The following is a 17,166-nucleotide window of genomic DNA, read 5'->3' as shown; positions in this document are numbered from 1 at the left end:
CTGCCAAGAGAGATACGGAGACGATCATGGATGTTGTCAACAACCTGTCGGCGTCACAGGCCAAGCCAACCAGCGTGTCGCAGAGTACTGCGATACAGGACGAAGGGCTCGTCAGCAAGAACGTTGCTGCGTCGGCAAAGACAGCTGGTACTGCCGATAGCGCCAACATCTCGCCCCTGGCACAGTTGCTCAGTGACGCGGCAGCCCGCGCCGCAAAGCGCGACGCCAGCACCGACCGCAGTGGCCTGAAAGCTATCGCCGAGCAGGTGACGCGTGCAATTCACAGCCCGGCCTTCGAGCAATCCAAAACGGCCCGAGATGCGCAGATCCCTGCTTCGGACAACCCGCAACGCCTCGAGCAGGCCCAGCAGGCGACCTCGTTCCTCAACAACAAGGGGAGCAATCCGTTCACGGGTCTGTCGATGGAACAACTGTCGTTGATTGTGTATGACGACAGTGGTGCCTTCACCACCAACGAGCGGCGAGCAGCACTCCTGGAGACCGGTGCTCAGGAAGAGGCCTGGTCAAGAGCTGTGTCGCAGAAACTGATGGACGAATACAACCGTGACGGCCACATGTCGCCCGAGACCATCCAGGGCGTGTTGGATTACTACAAAGCGCTGCCGCCGATCATGGAAGCCCAGCTTCCTGATGAATACGAGCAGGATTTGAACAAGCTCATCGATTACGCCGAAAAACAGCAATCGAGCAGCAAGGACCAATTGCAGTCGCTGCTCGACCTGGTGTTGGCGCAACGGCTCGAGCGTAGCGATAAGACGGCGACAAAAGACGCCTGAACCTCTTCAGCCAAGCGCCCTCCGCCTTGAGGGGCGCGCTTGGACAGCCCGACAAAGGATTGTGGGCAGCGGATGCCTGATTTAACCAACTCAGCGTTGATTCGCCTGCACGGCGTGAGCCACGCCTATGACACCGACAGCGCCGCGCATCCTGTGCTGCGCGACGTTTCGCTGTCGGTGGAGGTAGGCCAGAGCTGCGCTATCGTGGGGACCTCGGGGTCAGGCAAGAGCACCTTGCTAAGCCTGATCGGCCTGCTCGATCAGCCCACCAGCGGGCAACTCTACCTTGCCGGTCGCGACATGACCCGGGCATCGGCCGAGATGCGCGCCAGGATGCGCAACCAGCACATCGGCTTCGTTTTCCAGAGTTTCAACTTACTGCCGCGCCTGGATGCTCTCGATAACGTCGCCTTGCCGCTCTTGTACCGCGGTGTGTCGCGTTCTTCGGCCCGTGTGGCAGCGCGCCAGGAATTGCTGCGGGTCGGTCTGGGCGAGCGCCTGCATCATCGCCCTTCAGAGCTTTCTGGGGGGCAACGCCAGCGGGTAGCGATTGCCCGTGCTCTGGTCGGCGAGCCGAAGCTGCTGCTTGCCGATGAGCCCACCGGAAACCTCGATAGTCAGACCGCGCAGGACATCCTCGCGCTGCTGCTGGCCCTCAACCGTGACCAGGGCGTTACGCTGGTCATCGTCACTCATGACCAAGGGATTGCCCGCCGCCTGCAACGCTGCTTGCAGGTTTGCGAAGGGGGCGTTCGGGAACTCAGGCATGCCTAGCAGACTCGTCTACGGCCCCTCCCTGACGCAGCGCCTCGCAGAACCGTTCGATAGCCTGCAACGCCTGGGGCGTCGTGCAGTGCTGGCGCTGCTTGGGATCGCCGTTGGCTGCGCAGCGGTGGTCGCGCTGTTGAACATTGGGCACAACGCCCAGCGCCAGGCGATGGCGGTGTTCAAGGGCATGGGCAGCGATCTGCTGGTTGCCGATGTGCATTTGCCTGCCGGCGTCGATCTGTCGGGACTGACCGCAGATCGTTTCGACAGCCGTGCCGTGCATGCAGCCGAGCCGGTGCTGCGCGCGGTCAGCCCGTTGAGCCTTACATCGGTGCGCATCAGTTTGCACGGACGAACAAGCGATGCGTTGCTCGCTGGAGTCGGTCCGGAACTGACAGAGGTGCTTGATCTGAGGATCGCAGAGGGGCGTTTCATCAGCCACTACGATAGCCGAAGCACACACGCTGTGTTGGGCGCGCGCCTTGCCGCCAATCTGGCTGCCGAGGGGATGCCGGTTACACCTGGCGCACAGCTCCAGGTGGCAGGCTACGTTTTTCGAGTGATCGGTGCGCTGCAAAGTGTAGGAGAGAATCCTCTGTTGCCACTCTCGATCGACGACAGCCTGCTGGTTCCGCTCGAAAGCGTACGGCGGTTGTTCAGCTCGCCGCAGATCGGTACCGTTCTGGCACGGGTCGTGGACGGTGCTGACTCACTGGTTCTCGCTCCTCGCCTGAAGGTGCAATTGCAGAGTAGCTTCCCCGGTCGCACGATCGAGGTCCAGGCTCCCTACCAACTGCTCGCGGGCATCGCCCAGCAGTCGCAGTTGTTCGCCTGGCTTTTGGCCGGTCTGGGCGGCATCGCCTTGCTAGTAGGCGGTGTGGGGGTCATGAACGTAATGCTGATGAACGTTGCCGAACGCCGCCGAGAGATCGGCGTGCGCCTTGCACTGGGCGCACGTCCTCAGGACATTGCCTGGCTATTTTTGCTTGAAGCGGTGCTGCTGGCGGGGGCTGGCGCCGCAGTCGGTGCCTTGTTGGGCGTGGCGGCGGCCTGGTTGTTCAACCTGGTGTCGGGCTGGGCCGAATTCAGCCTTGCGCCGCAGTCTTTGCCTTTGGGCATCGGCGGCGCGGTGCTTACAGGGCTGTTCTTCGGCTTGAGCCCAGCGCTGTCGGCCGCTCGTCTGCAACCGGTACAGGCGCTGCGGGATGATTAAACGCTGCTTGGCCTTGCTCCTAGTGATAGGGGGCGCTGTACCGGCACTGACGGCCGTGGCGCTTGCGTCTGTCGGTGCGCCGCGTGTTGGGGCCCTTTCCGCAGACGCATCCAGCCTTTCCTTGAGCGCGCAGCGCATCGACCTGAGCCTCAGCGACGCCATCTACCTCGGCCTGCGCGACAATCGCAGCATCCGTAGTGTTTATCTGGATCGAATTGCTCAGAAGTTCGACCTGCGCGTGGCCGAGGATCGTTTCACTCCCAAGCTGCTCATCCGCAGCAACTACCTGTCCAACCATAACCAGGCCGATCGTTATCGTCAGGGCGATATCACGCCCAGTGCAACGATGCTTACCCCCTACGGCACTCGTCTGAGCCTAGGCTGGACCTACCGCCACACCGCCGCCGACCTAGCTGGGCTGACCCGCAACGACGGAGCCAACATCACCGTCATCCAGCCTTTGCTGCGCGGCGCAGGTCGAGATGTTGCCACTGCCCCGGTGCAACTGGCGCGTCTAGGCGAGCAGGTCAACCGTCTGGTCTTGAAGGACACCGTGGCGCAGACCATCACTCAGATCATCAGTGGCTATCACGCACTCCTGCAGGCCCAGGAGAAACTGCAGATAGCCCGCGATGCATTAGAGCGTGCTCGTCAGTTGCTCGAAGTGAACCAGGCGATGATCGCGTCTGGGCGCATGGCAGCTTTCGAAATCGTCCAGACCGAGGCCGAAGTCGCCAGTCAGGAACTCGGGCTGGAAGAAGCCCGCAACCAGCAGCAAACCGCGCGTCTTGCCCTGTTGCAGATGCTGGCGCTTGACTTGGACACACCGATCGTCGCCACCGAGAGCACCCAGGCGAACGCCATCGACGTCGACATTTCCCAGGCCCTTGAACAAGCACAAGCTCTACAACCGACCTACCTCATTGAATTGATCGCTGGCCAACAAGCTGCGGTCAACCTGACTGTCGCGCGCAACGAGCGCCTGTGGGACGTTTCACTGGTTGGTGGCGGCGCGCAGGTCCGCGAGCGTAACAGCGTCAGCGGCGGGGTAAGTAGCTGGGAGAACTACGTGGGTGTGCAAGTCGAAATTCCCATTGGCGACCTGAGCACCCGGCAAGCCGAAGTGCACGCCCGCGTTGGCGTGGAAACCCAGGAAGTTCGTATACAGGAAGCGCGCCAGCAGCTACAGCGGGAAGTAACCAACGCTGTGCGCGACATCGGCGTGCGGTGGCGGCAATACCAGATTGCCCTGCGTGCGCAGGAGCTGTCGCAACGCAAGCTTACGGTTGAACGTGAAAAGCTTAGCGTCGGGCGCTCCAGCAACTTTCAGGTGCTCAGTTTCGAGAACGACTTGCGCAATGTGCAGAGCGCTCGACTGGGAGCGCTCATCAGCTACTTGAATGCCCAGGCGGATCTGGACCAGACCCTGGGAACCACATTGGACAGCTGGGACATTGTATTGAATGACTAGGTTTTCTTCGAACATCGGCCGCTGCATGCTGCTGGGATTGGCCCTTGCCAGCCTGCTCGGCTGTTCTGGTGACGCGGATGAACTGGGCAGCACTGTGCAAGGCTCGGATTGGGTGCAGGTAGCACCGCGTTTGTTGGAGCAGCGCCTGGGACTGGTGGGGCGACTGCAATCCGTTGAGCAGACCACCCTTGCCGCACCGTTCGACGGCTTGATCGCTGAAGTGCGTGTAGAGGAAGGCCAGTACGTCGAGAAAGGCCAGGTGCTGATCAGCCTCAACCCGGCACAACTACAGGTGCAACAGCGCCAGGCTCAGGTCGAACTACTCAAGGCTCGTAGAGAAGCGCAACGCTTGGAACATTGGCGCGATAGCCCTGAAGTGGCCCGCGCCCGGCGTGCTGTAGCCACGGCCAGGCAGACCCTTGCCAGTAGCGAAGGCAACCTGCGCGACACCCAGGCGCTGTTCGAGCGCGGCATTGTGGCGCGCATGGAAGTTCAGAGCCTGGCGCAGCAAGTCGATACGCAGCGCCAGGACTTGGCCGCCGCCAGTCAAGAGTTGGCCACCACGCTTGCCTACGGCCTGGGTGAAGAGCGCAGCATCGCTGCGATGGAACTGGCCAACGCCGAGGCACGTCACCAGGCACTCGAAGCGCTGTATGCCCGCCGTGAAATTTTCGCACCACTGGCTGGCCATGTCGTGCGGCCCAGGCTTCAGGACGGCGGCAAGCCCGTGCCATTGCAATCAGGTATCGCAGTCACTCAAGGGACACCGCTGATCGGAGTGATTGGCCAGGAGCGTTTCCAAGCCCTGACTCGGGTAGAAGAGACTGACTTGCACCTACTGCACGAAGGCATGGCGGTGCAAATTAGCGGTGACGGGTTCTCCGGTGAACTGAGTGGAAACATCAGCGCCCTTGGTATCCAGAGCGAAACGACTGAAACCCAAGGTGCTGGTGCGCAGTATGAGGTAAAGGTCAAGATCGACCCTCCCGCACAGCCGTTGCAGCAACCTATGCGGGCCGGTATGAGCGCACGTCTTTCTATCATTCTGCAACGCAATGAACAGGCTATCGCCTTACCGCCGCAAGCACTACGCGATGATGAGCGGGGAGGGCGTTATCTGGTGTATCGAGCAACGCCTCAAGCTGAGGTCGAGCGCATTACGGTGACGACGCTTGGTGTGGTGCCCGAAGGGGTTGTAGTGCAGGGACTTGGTGCTGGGTTTGTAGAGGTGCCGCGTTCGTAAACCATGAGGACTGTCCTCAGTCGTTGTGGGTGCGGACCGTCAGCTTCGTGAGTGCTGTTCATTCAAGATCGTCGGAGCCGCTTTGCGGCCCTTTCCGGCCGGTCCGACGCCCCGGCCGCGAAAGGGCTGAGAAGCAGCCCTAAGTGAAAGTATTACGTCTTCATGGCGGGCTTTTTCGTTTGCGCGGTTTTCCATTCCCAAGCTGTTTCACACCGGCGCAGGATGCTCTAGTCTGCTCGCTCATCGGTCTGGACCGACCCCTATTCAACGGAATGAGTGAACCGACATGGCGACCATCACCCTCTCGCGCACCTTCAGCTTTCTCGCCCCCCAAGACTGGGAGTGGGATGTCACCCGGGCGACCAGCAGCTCGATGGTCATCAGCGATGGCGTTCATACCCAGTCCTTTGGCGGCCGCTTCACGTACTTCGGCGACTATGCCAGCGGTGTGGTCACCTCCAGCACGTTCCGCCTGAATGGCGCCACGGTGTATTCGGTCACCGGCATGAACAAGGACTTGGCGGCCCTGGCCGAATTCGCAATCACCGAGGGTGATACCCTGGAGACCTACGCCTACGTGCTCGACGGCAATGACACCATTCGTGGCAGTGCCAGTAACGACACGTTGATGGGCTTCGCCGGCGATGACCTGATCGACGGGCGCGGCGGTGCCGACATCATGATCGGCGGCACCGGCAATGACACCTACGTGGTGGACAACGTCGGTGACCAGATCCATGAGCTGGCCGGTGAAGGCACGGACACCGTCAATGTGGCGATCGCCCAGAAGGGCGGTTCGTACACCCTGGGGGCGAACCTTGAGAACGCACGGCTGGTGAACAAGGTCGCCTTCGACCTGGTCGGCAATGTCGATAGCAACCACTTGATCGGCAACGCGGCTGCCAACCGCCTCGACGGCGGCTTGGGTGCCGATACCATGGAGGGCGGTGCCGGTAACGACACCTACGTGGTCGACAATGCCGGGGACATCATCATCGATACCGCCGGCATCGATACTGTCGAATCGTCGATCAGCTACGTGCTGGGTGCCAGTCTCGAAAACCTGGTGCTTACCGGAAGCGCGGCGATCAGTGGCACCGGCAACGACAAAGCCAACGTGCTCGATGGCTCGCAGAACACTGCGGCCAACCAGCTCGTCGGTGGCAAAGACAACGACACCTACATCGTCGGAGCCGGCGATACCGTCGTGGAGCAACTCAATGAAGGCATCGATCTGGTCCAGGCCCATGTCAGCTACGTGCTGGGCGCTAACCTCGAGAACCTCACGTTGCTCGGTAGCGCATCCATCGATGGCACCGGTAACGCGCTCAAGAACCTCATCATTGGCAACAGCGGCGATAACCGGCTCGATGGCGGCGATGGCGTCGACTCGCTGCGTGGCGGTGCCGGTAACGATACGTACCTGGTCGACTTGACTGCCGGCAACACGCTGCAAGACCAGATCATCGAGCGCGCTGGCGAGGGTATCGACAGCGTGCTGGTGCGCGGCGGTACGGCTGGGCTCGCCAGCAAGACCATCGTCCTGGGCGCTAACCTGGAAAACCTCGATGTCAGCGATACTGCTGCCGGGGTACGGCTCAACCTTAAGGGCAATGCGCTGGACAACGTACTGGTGGGTAACAGTGCGCAGAATGTCTTTACCGGTGGTGCGGGCAAGGATGTGTTTCGCTTCGACCAAGTCGATCAACTGGGTAATACCACTGACACCCGCGACACCATCACCGACTTCAAGTCCGGCCAGGACCTTATCGACCTCAGCCGCATTGGCGACTTCCACCTGATCGAACGGGATACTGCGTTCAGTAGCGCCTTCCAGGTCAAGCTAGTGGACGGTGTGCTCCACGGCACCCTGGACAACAACGCCGAGGCGGACTTCCAGATCGTTCTGACTGGCGTCAAGAGCCTGACCCAAGCTGACTTCTTGACGCTGCCCTGATGTTAAAGCCCTGCCCTTGGGCTGAATATCAGCTTGACCTGCGATCTCAACCTGGTCGCCTCAAGGCTCCACCAGCCAGTCATTGGCCCGGCGGATGTCGTTGTCGGTCAGTTGCCCACGCCAGCGGTGCAGGGTCAGCAGGCTGGTGATGAAGCGGTACTGGGCCTGTTGCAGGTCTCGGCGGGCGCGGAATTCTTCGCGGATGTTGTACAGCACGTCGGTGCTGGTGGTGATGCCGCGTTTGAACACTTCCTTGGACGACTGCGTCGCTGCGGCGGTCGAGGCCACCGCGACCCTTGATGCCTTGATGCGCTGTAGCTCGGCGTTCATGGTCAGGTAGGCAGTAGCGGTTTCGCGCTTGACCTGCCGGCGCAGGGCTTCGAGTTCCTGCTCGGCGGCGTCGCGGTCGCCCATCGAGCTGGCCACTCGGGCACTGGTGGAGCCACCGCTGTACAACGGCATCTGCATGTCCACAGAGGCGACGTAGTTGTCCGAGCGGGGCGTGAGGGTGCCTTCATAGCCGATGTCGCTGCGCAGCGCCGTCAGGCTCACTCCGAGCCGCGGCAAGTGGCCGGCCTTGGCTTCGGCAATGGCGACCTGGGCCGCCGCCAAGCTGCGTTCGCGTGCCTTGATGCCGGGGTTTTCCTGTAATGCCGCCTGCTCCCAGTAAGCCTGCGATTGCGCCGGCAGGGTGTAGCTGGCGTGCTTGGCGATACGTTTGAGCGGCTCTTGCACGTCGCGCCCGACCAGTTCCGAAATCGCCTCGCGGGCCACGGCCACGCGGTTGGCCGCTTCGATCTCGTCGGCTACCAGGTTGTCGGCGCGGGCCTGCATTGCCTGGGCGTCCTGCATCGTGGCCATGTGGTGATCGAGCAGGGCGTACAGGCGCTTGCTGTCCCTCTGGGTGGCATCGAGTTCTGCGCGCACCAGTTCCAGTTCGTCTTCGGCGGCGAGCGCGGCGAAGTAGCGTTCGGCCAGATCGATACTCGCCTGGATACGCGTGTCCTCGGCCTCGAAGTTGCGTTGGCGGGTCAGTTGCCGGAATTTTTGGTAGCTGCGCCATACCTGCGGGTCGTAGATCGCCTGGGTGACGCTCATGGCCACGCGTTTGCCGTTGTACTCCGTACGGCTCAGGTCGTCGTCGCGGCGGCTGCGGTTGACGCTCGCGCTGGCACTGATTTGCGGCAGCAACTGGCCAAGCGCTTCACGCTCGCGGCCTTCGCCACTGCGCATGACCGCCTCGGCATGTAGGACCCTAGGGTCGGCGCTGGCGGCCTCCTGTTGCAACTGCCACAGATCGACGGCCGCGGGGCTTGCCAGAAGCATGCTGGGCACGCCCATCAGGCAGAGGGTGATCAGATACCGCATGTCAGTCCTCGATCAGCGAGCGGGCGAACGCGTTGCTGGCCGGCTGGACCAGGTATTGCAGCAGCGTGCGTGCGCCGGTGTTGATCAGCACCTCGGCAGGCATGCCGGGCAGTAGTGCCAAGTGGCCAAGGGCTTTGCGGCCGTTGTCGGTCACTGCGACACGCGCCAGGTAGTAGGGCGCGCCGTTGTCCTTGTTCACCAGGCGGTCGGCTGAGACCTGTACCAGACGGCCTTCGATCACCGGTGTGGTACTGCTCTTGAACGCGCTGAAGCGGATGTTGGCCAGGCTCCCGACGCTGATGCGGTCGATGTCCATGGGCGAGATCTGCGCTTCGACGATCAGCTCTTCGTTGGCCGGCACGATGTCCATCAGCGGCGTCCCCGGACTGATGACCCCGCCCAAGGTATGCACGGTCATGCCCATGACCATTCCGGCCTCCGGGGCCTGCACCTCGGTGCGCTGGTCGCGGTCCTGCACGGCACTCAGGCGCTCGCTCAGGTCGTAGACCTTGTTGCGGGTCTCGCCCAACTGCGCGGCCACTTCACTGGCGAAGGTCTTGTTCAGTTGCAGGATCTTCAATTGGGCCTCGGCGATCTGTTGTTCGGCGCGGGCGGCGTCCGAGCGCAGTTCGGCCAGTTGTGCCTTCATGTTGCCCAGGTCGCGTTGGCGTTCTTGCAGGCGCTGGCTGTCGACATAGCCTTGCTTGAGCAGGTCATCGAGGCTGGCGATCTCGCTGTCGTAGCCTGGGATCAGGCGTTCCTTTTCGGCGCGGATGGCCTTGTTGCCTGCGATCTGTACGCGGATTTGCTGGATGGTCTTCTCTTGCAGGCTGATTTCACCGAGCAGGGCGGCGCGCCGGGCCTGGAAGATTCGCGCCTCGCTTTCCCGGGCCTCACGCACGCGCGGGTCGTCGGCGTTCAGGCGCGCCTGCGGTGCCGGGGCGGTCAGGCCATCACGCTCGGCTACCAGGCGTTCTTCCAGCGCTTGCGCGGCAATCAGCTGGCTGCGGATCATTTCGGCGTCGGCGCGGGCCTGGGTGTTGTCCAGCACCAGCAGCACGTCGCCGGCTTTGACCTGGTCGCCGTCATGCACGCGCAGCTCGCGCACGATGCCGCCTTCCAGGTGTTGCACGGTCTTACGGTAGCTCTTGACGGTGACCACGCCGGGTGCGAGCGCTGCGCTGTCGAGGGGGGCGAGGGCGGCCCAGCCGCCGAATAGGCCGAAGGTCACCAGTACGATCAGGTAGCCGATACGCCGGGTCGGGCGGTCATCGACAGGCAGTGGCGCGTCGGCCTGGGCTGGCGTGCCTGGGGTTTGCAGAGTCAGGTTCATGTCGGAGTACCGGTAGCCTGCGCGGCGGGCGCAGACGGGTTTGCAGCGTTTTGCAGATGGGCCAGCACCTTGTCGCGCGGTCCATACAGGCTCAATTCGCCCTGGTTGAGGACCAGCAGGCGATCGACGGCGGCCAATACACCGGAACGGTGGGTGATGACGAACACGGTGGCGCCGCTCTGCTTGAGCTTGAGCAGGGCTTCGGCCAGCAGTCGCTCGCCGGTTTCGTCGAGGTTGGAGTTGGGCTCGTCAAGCACCACCAGGCGCGGTGCCCGGTAGAGCGCGCGGGCCAGTCCCACGCGCTGGCGTTGCCCGCCGGAAAGACCGCCACCATTGACCCCGATCAGCGTGTCGTAGCCTTGCGGCAGTTGCAGGATCATCTCGTGCACCCCGGCCATGCGCGCGGCAGCCACCACGGCTGCGGCGTCCACCTGGGCAAAGCGGGCGATGTTCTCGCTGATGGTGCCTTCGAACAACTCGATGTCCTGGGGCAGGTAACCCAGGAAGGGGCCGAGTTCGTCGCGGCGCCACTGGCTGATATCGGCGCCGTCCAGGCGCACCGTACCCGCCAGGCTCGGCCAGATGCCCAGCAAGGCGCGGGCCAGGGTCGACTTGCCGGCGCCGCTGGGGCCGATGATGCCGACGGTTTCGCCCGCTGCGACCTTGAAGCTCAGGTTGCGTACCAGTGGCGTGCGGGTGCCGGGAGCGCCCACCGACAGCCCTTCGACGCTGATCGCCCCTTGTGGGGCTGGCAGCGACATGCGCGCAGGCTCTGCGGCGATTTTCTCCAGCAATTCGTGCAGGCGGGCGTACTGCCCGCGGGCGCCGACGAAGCCTTTCCAGACCCCGATCAACTGGTCGATCGGCGCCAGTGCGCGGCCCAGCAGGATCGAGCCTGCGATCATCAGGCCCGAGCTGATCTCGTGCTTGATGGTCAGGTAGGCGCCCAGGCCCAGCACCAGCGACTGTACGATCTGGCGGAAGGTGCGCGACACCGAACTGATGGCGCCGGCGCGATCACTGGCCACGCTCTGCAGGCTCAGTACCTTGTGCACCCGCGCGCTCCAGCGCTGGCGTAGATCGCTCAGCATGCCCATCGACTCCACCACTTCGGCGTTGCGCAGGCTCTTGTTGGTGAAGGCGGTCGCGGCCATGTGCTCGCGGTTGGCGTTGTGCAGCGGCGCTTTGGTCATGCGTTCGTTGAGCCAGGCCAGCAGGCCCAGCAGCAGCGCGCTGATCACGCCCATCCAGCCGTACCAAGGGTGGAACATGAACATCACCGCCAGGTAGATGGGGATCCATGGGGTGTCGAAGAAGGCGAACAGGCCATTGCCGGTGAGGAACTGGCGCAGGCTGCTCAGGTCGCTCAAGGGCTGCGCCGAGGCATTCATGCCACCGCTGTCCAGGGCCTGGCGAAAGCTTGCGTCGAACAGACGCTTGCCCAGCAGGGTTTCCAGCCGGGTGCTGATGCGCACCATGATGCGCGAGCGCACCCATTCCAGGGCGCCGAGGGTACCCATCAGCAAGAGCATGATCAGGGTCAGCATCAGCAGCGTCGATTCGCTGGCGCTGCCCACTGCACGGTCATAGACCTGCAGCATGTAGAAAGAGGGAACCAGCATCAGCAGGTTGACGAAGAAACTGAAGAAACCGACCGAAAGGAAGCTGTCCTTGCACGTGGCAAGCGCTTGTTCGAGTTCCGTTCGTGTAGGTGTTGCCATGTTTGCCTGCCTGAAGAACCGGGCGTCGCATCCCGGTCGTCGTTAAACGTGCCAATGCCCATGACTGCCGGCCGTGCGATGAACCGGCCGGCAGTCATGGGCATTGACGATGCCGCCCCGGTGGTCCGGGGCGGGGAGGGCAGCTTACAGCGTCAGCTGGTCGGCTTGCAGGTGGTCGATGACGCCCACGATCTTGATCGAGAAGTCCGGCGCGGTGTCGGCGTTGCTGTTGCCGTACACGGTGATGCCGTCGTCGTTGACCTCGTAGCGCAGTTGCTTGGCGCCGGTGAAGTCCTCGGTGCCCACGAAGGTGTAGCCCTTGAGCGCTGAGAAATCGAGCGTGTCACCGCTGCCGAAGTCGTGGATCACGTCCTGCTTGTCGCCCAGGCCCAGCTCCTTCAGGTTGGTGAACTTGAAGGTATCCTGGCCGGCGCCGCCGTACATGACGTCTGCCCCGAGACCACCGATCAATACGCTGCCGCCGTCGCCGGCGTGCAGGATGTCGTTACCGGCGCCACCATTGATCACGCCATTGCCATCGCTGCCCCAGATCTCGTTATCGGCAGCGTTGCCGGTAAGGTTAATCGACAGGTTGCCGAGCTGACGAGCGTCGAGGTTTTCCAGGTTGGCGCCCAGGGTGATCGAGGCGCTGCCCTGGAAGCCGTTGAAGGCGTCGGCATCGGCGCGCAGTTGCAGGGTGTCGGTGCCTTCGCCGGCCTTCTCGACGATCTTGTCTTCGAGGACCACGCTGGCTTTTGCCCCAGTGCCCTTGATCAGCAAATCGACGATGTAGGTGTCGTTGCCCTTGCCACCGGTGAGGGTATCGACACCCTTGCCGCCGTCGAGCACGTTGTCGGCATTGTTGCCGGTGATGATGTTGTTCAGGTCATTGCCGGTGCCCTTGAGCGCACCGTCGAGCAGCACCAGGTTCTCCAGGTTGTCGCCCAGGGTGTAGTCGATGGAGGCCTTGACCGTGTCGATACCTTCGTTGGCAAGCTCGACCACCACATCGCCAATGTTGTCGACGATGTAGGTGTCGTTGCCCTTGCCGCCGATCAGGGTGTCGGCACCAGCACCGCCATCGAGGACGTTGGCCGCGGCGTTGCCGGTCAGGGTGTTGTCCAGTTCGTTGCCGGTCAGGTTGAGCGCGGCCTTGGAGTCGACGATCGCGTTCTCGACGTTGGCCGCCAGGGTGTAGCCGGTCTTGCCAGCGCCCATCACATGCACGGTGTCGATGCCGCCGTTGATCTCTTCGACCACGACGTCCTTGTCGCTGTAGACGTAGTAGGTGTCGTTGCCGGCGCCACCGATCAGCAGGTCGCCGCCGCCCTTGCCGTCGAGGACGTCGTCGCCGTCGCCTGCGTCGATGATGTTGCGCGAAGCATTGCCGATCAGCACGTTGTCGCTGCTGTTGCCGGTGATGTCGAACAGGCCCGTCCCGGTGATGGTCACGTTCTCGACGTTGACCAGCGAGGCCTGGGTCAGGTCGACCTGCAGGGCTTCGGTCTTGGACAGGTTGCGGTAGGTGATCTGCAGGGTATCGGTGCCTTCGTCGGCGTTTTCCACCAGCAGGCCGAGTTCGCGGGCGTCGTCGATCACGTAGGTGTCGTTGCCCTTGCCGCCGATCAGGGTGTCGACGCCGCCCTTGCCATCCAGCACGTTGTCAGCGTCGTTGCCGATCAGCGTGTTGTTGGCGGTGTTGCCCACCAGGTTCAGCTTGAGCGCGCCGGTGAGGCTGGCGTCGAGGTTTTCCAGGTTGGCGGCCAGGGTGATGGCGGCGTTGCCCTGGAAGGCGGCGACGGTGTTGGCATCCATGCGCAGTTGCAGGGTGTCGTTGCCTTCGTTGGGCTTCTCGGTGACGGTATCTTCGAGGACCACAGTGGCCTTGGCGCCGACACCTTTGACCAGCAGGTCGACGATGTAGGTGTCGTCGCCGGTGCCGCCGATCAGGGTGTCCACGCCAGCGCCGCCGTCGAGGGTGTCGTTGCCGGCGCCACCGTTGAGCACGTTCTTGGCGCTGTTGCCGATCAGGACGTTGTCGGCGCTGTTGCCGGTGCCGTTGATCGCGGCGATACCGGTCAGGGTCAGGTTCTCGAGGTTGTCGCCGAGGGTCCAGGTGACCGACGACTGCACGGTGTCGATGCCTTCACCGGCATTTTCGATGATGACGTCCTTGAGGTTGTCGACGATGTAGGTGTCGTTGCCCGCGCCGCCCGCCAGGGTATCGGCGCCGGCACCGCCGTCGAGCAGGTCGTCGCCGGCACCGCCGAGCAGGGTGTCGTTGCCGTTGCCGCCAACCAGATGGTCGTTGCCTTCTTCGCCGCTCAGGATCACGGCGGTATCGCCGGTCCAGGTGATGGTGTTGTCGCCTGCGTCGCCGATCAGCTGGGTGGAGTTGCCATTGGCGTCGAAGCGCTGGCTGGTGATGTCGCCGGCGACATTGCGGCCGTTCACGTCACGCTCGCCGGACAGCGATTCCCAGGTGACGATGAAGCCGCCGTCATTGGTGGCCGCGACCACTGGGAAGAGGTCGTAGCTGTCGTCGGAGGCGATGCTCAGCTGGCTGCCGACCTTGACGCCGTTCTTGTCGTAGACCTGGGCATAGAGGTTGGCCGGGCCGCTGTGCGGCGCTTCGTCGGAAGTAGCCCAGGTGATCACGTAGCCACCGCCCTTGAGCGCGGTGATTGCCGGTTCGCCCTGGGTTTCGCTGCTCGATGCGTTGACCTTGGTCTCGCCGCCGAGCTTGGCGCCGGTCGCGCTGTAGCGCTGCATGTACACATCGCCGCTGGTGGCATTGCCGTTCTGGTCGAGCTTGATGCTGTTCCAGGTCACCACGAAGCTGCCGTCGTTGAGCACGGCTACTTCGGCGCCTGATTGATTGCCGGCGGTGGTGGTGTTGATGCGCACGTTGCCGCCGATGGCCTTGCCGGTCGCGTCATAACGTTGCATGTACACGTCTTCTTCGCCAGACGCCGCAGTCTCACGCTCCCAGACCACCACGAAGCCACCGTTGGGCAGGGCGGTGACGCTTGGCTCTTCGGCGAACAGGACGTCGTCCTTGGCCGCGGAGTCCACCGAGATCGGCTCGCCGATCAGCGCATGGGTTTGCGGATCGACCAACTGCACGAAGACCTCGCCACCTTCGTGGAGCTTGCCGTTCTGATCGTAGGCACGCAGTTCCTCGTTCCAGGCGACGACCCAGGTACCGTTGCTGAGCACGGTGATGGAGGCATCCTCCACACGCACGTTCAGGTTGTCGCTGTCCTGGGTGTGAATGGTGACCGGAGTGCCATTGGCCTGGCCTGCGTTGTCGTATGCCTGGATCACGAAGGTGTAGTCAGTGGCGGTCCAGCCCACCAGGTAGCCACCGTCCTTGTCGGCGGTGACGATCGGGTTGCTGCCGGCGGCGCCGTCGAGCAGCACGCTCTTCACCAGGTCCTGGTCCTTGTCGTACTGTTGCAGCCAGATGCCGCTGGGCTGGCCGGCGACTTCGGCGAGCTGCTCCCAGACGATCACGTAGCCGCCGTCGCTCAGGGCGGTGGAGGCCGGTTCCATGGTCACCTTGCTGCCGCTTTCGTTGGAGAAGCGGCCGGTATCCAGGGTCAGGGTGGCGTCGTCGAACTTGATCTGCTCGATGTTCTCCAGGCTGGTGGTCTGCTGGCCCTTGACCGCGACGTTGCCTTCCTTGTCGGTGCCGAAGGTGAAGTCCGCCAGGTTGCCATCCAGTTGCGCGGTGTCGGTGCCGGCGCCGCCGTCCAGGGTGACGTCCTCGCTGCCGACCCAGTGCAGGGTGTTGTCGCCGTCGTCGGCGATGATCTCGATGCTGGCGGCGCCGACCAGTTGGCCTTGGGCATTGACCTGCTGCACGTGCACGACCTGGTTGAACATCACGTCGCCATCATCGTTGATGACCGAGGTCTGGGTGCCGGTGGTCCAGCTCACGACCAGGCTGCCGTCGGCGCGCACCAGTACGGTCGGGGCATCCCACAGGCTTTCGTTGGTGGCCGAGCTGCCGACATGGATCGGCGATTCGTCGAAGGCGCTGCCGTCGGCGTTGAAGCGTTGTACGTAGACGCCCGCACCGTTCGGGTCGAAGATGTTCCACGCCAGCAGGTAGCCGCCATTGGGCAGGCTTTGCGCCGAGGAGCCGTTGACGCTGCCGTTGCCCGCCACTTCGGTGGCGCTGCCCACGGCCTGGAAGTTCTGGTCGTATTGCTGGATGTGGATGACCCGGGCTGGCGTGCTGACGCTCTGGTCGACCCAGGTCACCATGAAGCCGTTGGCAGTATCGATGACCTGGAAGTACTCGGCGTTGCTGTAGGCAGAGTTGACCTCGGCCACGGTCACGGTGCTGTTTGCCACGGGCTGGCCGTTGGCGTCGACCTTGGTGGCCAGCAGCGTGGTCGGGGTGATGCTGCCATCGGTGGTGAACTTGTGCTGGGTGTAGGTCAGCCAGTAGCTGCCGTCGCCCGTCGCGTGCAAGGCCATGTCGTCGGCCTCGCCAACGCTGGCGTTGCCGGTGACCATGGTCTGTACCGCACTCGCCTTGCCGGCGGTGTAGGCCACGGCCTTGACGTTGGAATAGTAGGTGCCCTGGCTCTCGTCACCGTGGGCTTCGCTCCACATGACGATGTACTTGTCATCGCCCAGCACGGTGACGGTCGCGTCTTCCAGTTCGAGCTTGGCGCTGGTGACCGTGACGGCGTTGCCGACCTTGCTGCCGTTGGCGGCGAACAGCTGGGTATAGATGGTGGAAACGTCGGTCTTGTCGTTTTCCGATGCCCAGGCAACGATGAACTGGCCGTTGGGCAGTACCGTCACCGACGGGTCGTCGACTTCGCCGCTGGCGATTTCGGTGCGCTGCAGCAGTTCGCCGCTGGCGCTGTAGCGAGCCACTACCACACCTTCGAAATCAGTGTTTTCGGCGCTCCAGACCAACACGTAGCCATCGTCCTGGCCGTTGGCGGTCATGGCCAGCATGGCTGGGCCATCGATGTTGCCCGAGGCGACTGTGTTGTCGGTCTGGCGAACCACTTGAACGCTGCCACCGTCGAGCGCGACGCTCTGGCTGGTGCTGCTGTCGAAGACCACGGTATCGCCGTTCTTGATCACGACGTTCGTGCCTTCGTTGCCGAAGGTGTACTGATCCAGGGTGCTCATGTCCATTTCCTTGCAGGATAGGCCCTGGCATTCGTGCCGGGGCGTGGTGGGCGTATTCGGCGGTGGTGGCGCAATGAAGCCACACAAGGTCGTGGCATTCTGCCAGCTTGTTAAGTTGTGTAAAGAGGGGGGGGG

General features: G+C 63.1%; 10 protein-coding genes. 6 read left to right on the top strand and 4 right to left on the bottom strand.

The genetic code is table 11. The features are described from left to right. Positions 1 to 26: 26 nt before the first annotated feature. The 6 genes from ACNFIC_RS05025 to ACNFIC_RS05000 all read left to right on the top strand — a co-directional run bounded on the left by ACNFIC_RS05025 (position 27) and on the right by ACNFIC_RS05000 (position 7,449). Positions 27 to 797, top strand: coding sequence for a hypothetical protein (locus ACNFIC_RS05025; RefSeq protein WP_416780190.1), 771 nt, complete (start codon positions 27 to 29; stop codon positions 795 to 797). 72 nt (positions 798 to 869) lie between these two features. Then, positions 870 to 1,571 carry an ABC transporter ATP-binding protein gene (locus ACNFIC_RS05020; RefSeq protein ID WP_416780188.1) on the top strand — a complete coding sequence of 234 codons (702 nt, stop codon included), beginning with the start codon at positions 870 to 872 and terminating at the stop codon, positions 1,569 to 1,571. After that, on the top strand, positions 1,564 to 2,778 hold the full coding sequence (locus ACNFIC_RS05015) for an ABC transporter permease (RefSeq protein WP_416780186.1): 1,215 nt from the start codon (positions 1,564 to 1,566) through the stop codon (positions 2,776 to 2,778). Before ACNFIC_RS05020 ends, ACNFIC_RS05015 begins: the two co-directional genes overlap by 8 nt. Further along, positions 2,771 to 4,249, top strand: a complete 1,479-nt coding sequence (locus tag ACNFIC_RS05010; RefSeq protein WP_138218440.1) for a TolC family protein — start codon at positions 2,771 to 2,773, stop codon at positions 4,247 to 4,249. The genes ACNFIC_RS05015 and ACNFIC_RS05010 overlap by 8 nt, the downstream gene beginning before the upstream one ends. Beyond that, a complete protein-coding gene (locus ACNFIC_RS05005; RefSeq protein WP_138218439.1) occupies positions 4,242 to 5,492 on the top strand; it encodes an efflux RND transporter periplasmic adaptor subunit in 1,251 nt (416 codons plus the stop codon). Before ACNFIC_RS05010 ends, ACNFIC_RS05005 begins: the two co-directional genes overlap by 8 nt. A gap of 286 nt (positions 5,493 to 5,778) precedes the next feature. Continuing rightward, positions 5,779 to 7,449, top strand: a complete 1,671-nt coding sequence (locus ACNFIC_RS05000; RefSeq protein WP_416780183.1) for a calcium-binding protein — start codon at positions 5,779 to 5,781, stop codon at positions 7,447 to 7,449. Between the two features lie 60 nt (positions 7,450 to 7,509). Here ACNFIC_RS05000 and ACNFIC_RS04995 read toward each other — a convergent pair whose 3' ends face one another. From ACNFIC_RS04995 to ACNFIC_RS04980, 4 genes are all read right to left on the bottom strand, one after another. After that, positions 7,510 to 8,817 (bottom strand): TolC family protein, encoded by a 1,308-nt coding sequence (locus tag ACNFIC_RS04995; protein ID WP_138218437.1) that lies wholly within the window; start codon positions 8,815 to 8,817, stop codon positions 7,510 to 7,512. Between the two features lies 1 nt (position 8,818). Continuing rightward, a complete protein-coding gene (locus tag ACNFIC_RS04990; RefSeq protein WP_138218436.1) occupies positions 8,819 to 10,150 on the bottom strand; it encodes an HlyD family type I secretion periplasmic adaptor subunit in 1,332 nt (443 codons plus the stop codon). After that, positions 10,147 to 11,871, bottom strand: coding sequence for a type I secretion system permease/ATPase (locus ACNFIC_RS04985; protein WP_416780181.1), 1,725 nt, complete (start codon positions 11,869 to 11,871; stop codon positions 10,147 to 10,149). The genes ACNFIC_RS04990 and ACNFIC_RS04985 overlap by 4 nt, the downstream gene beginning before the upstream one ends. A 144-nt stretch (positions 11,872 to 12,015) precedes the next feature. After that, positions 12,016 to 17,031 carry a hypothetical protein gene (locus ACNFIC_RS04980; protein ID WP_416780179.1) on the bottom strand — a complete coding sequence of 1,672 codons (5,016 nt, stop codon included), beginning with the start codon at positions 17,029 to 17,031 and terminating at the stop codon, positions 12,016 to 12,018. Positions 17,032 to 17,166: the final 135 nt, after the last annotated feature.

The organism is Pseudomonas sp. NY15463, assembly GCF_048068415.1.
Taxonomy (GTDB): Bacteria; Pseudomonadota; Gammaproteobacteria; order Pseudomonadales; family Pseudomonadaceae; genus Aquipseudomonas; species Aquipseudomonas mosselii_C.
Note: the sequence above shows the minus strand (reverse complement) of the source record. Positions and strands in the feature narration are given on the sequence as shown.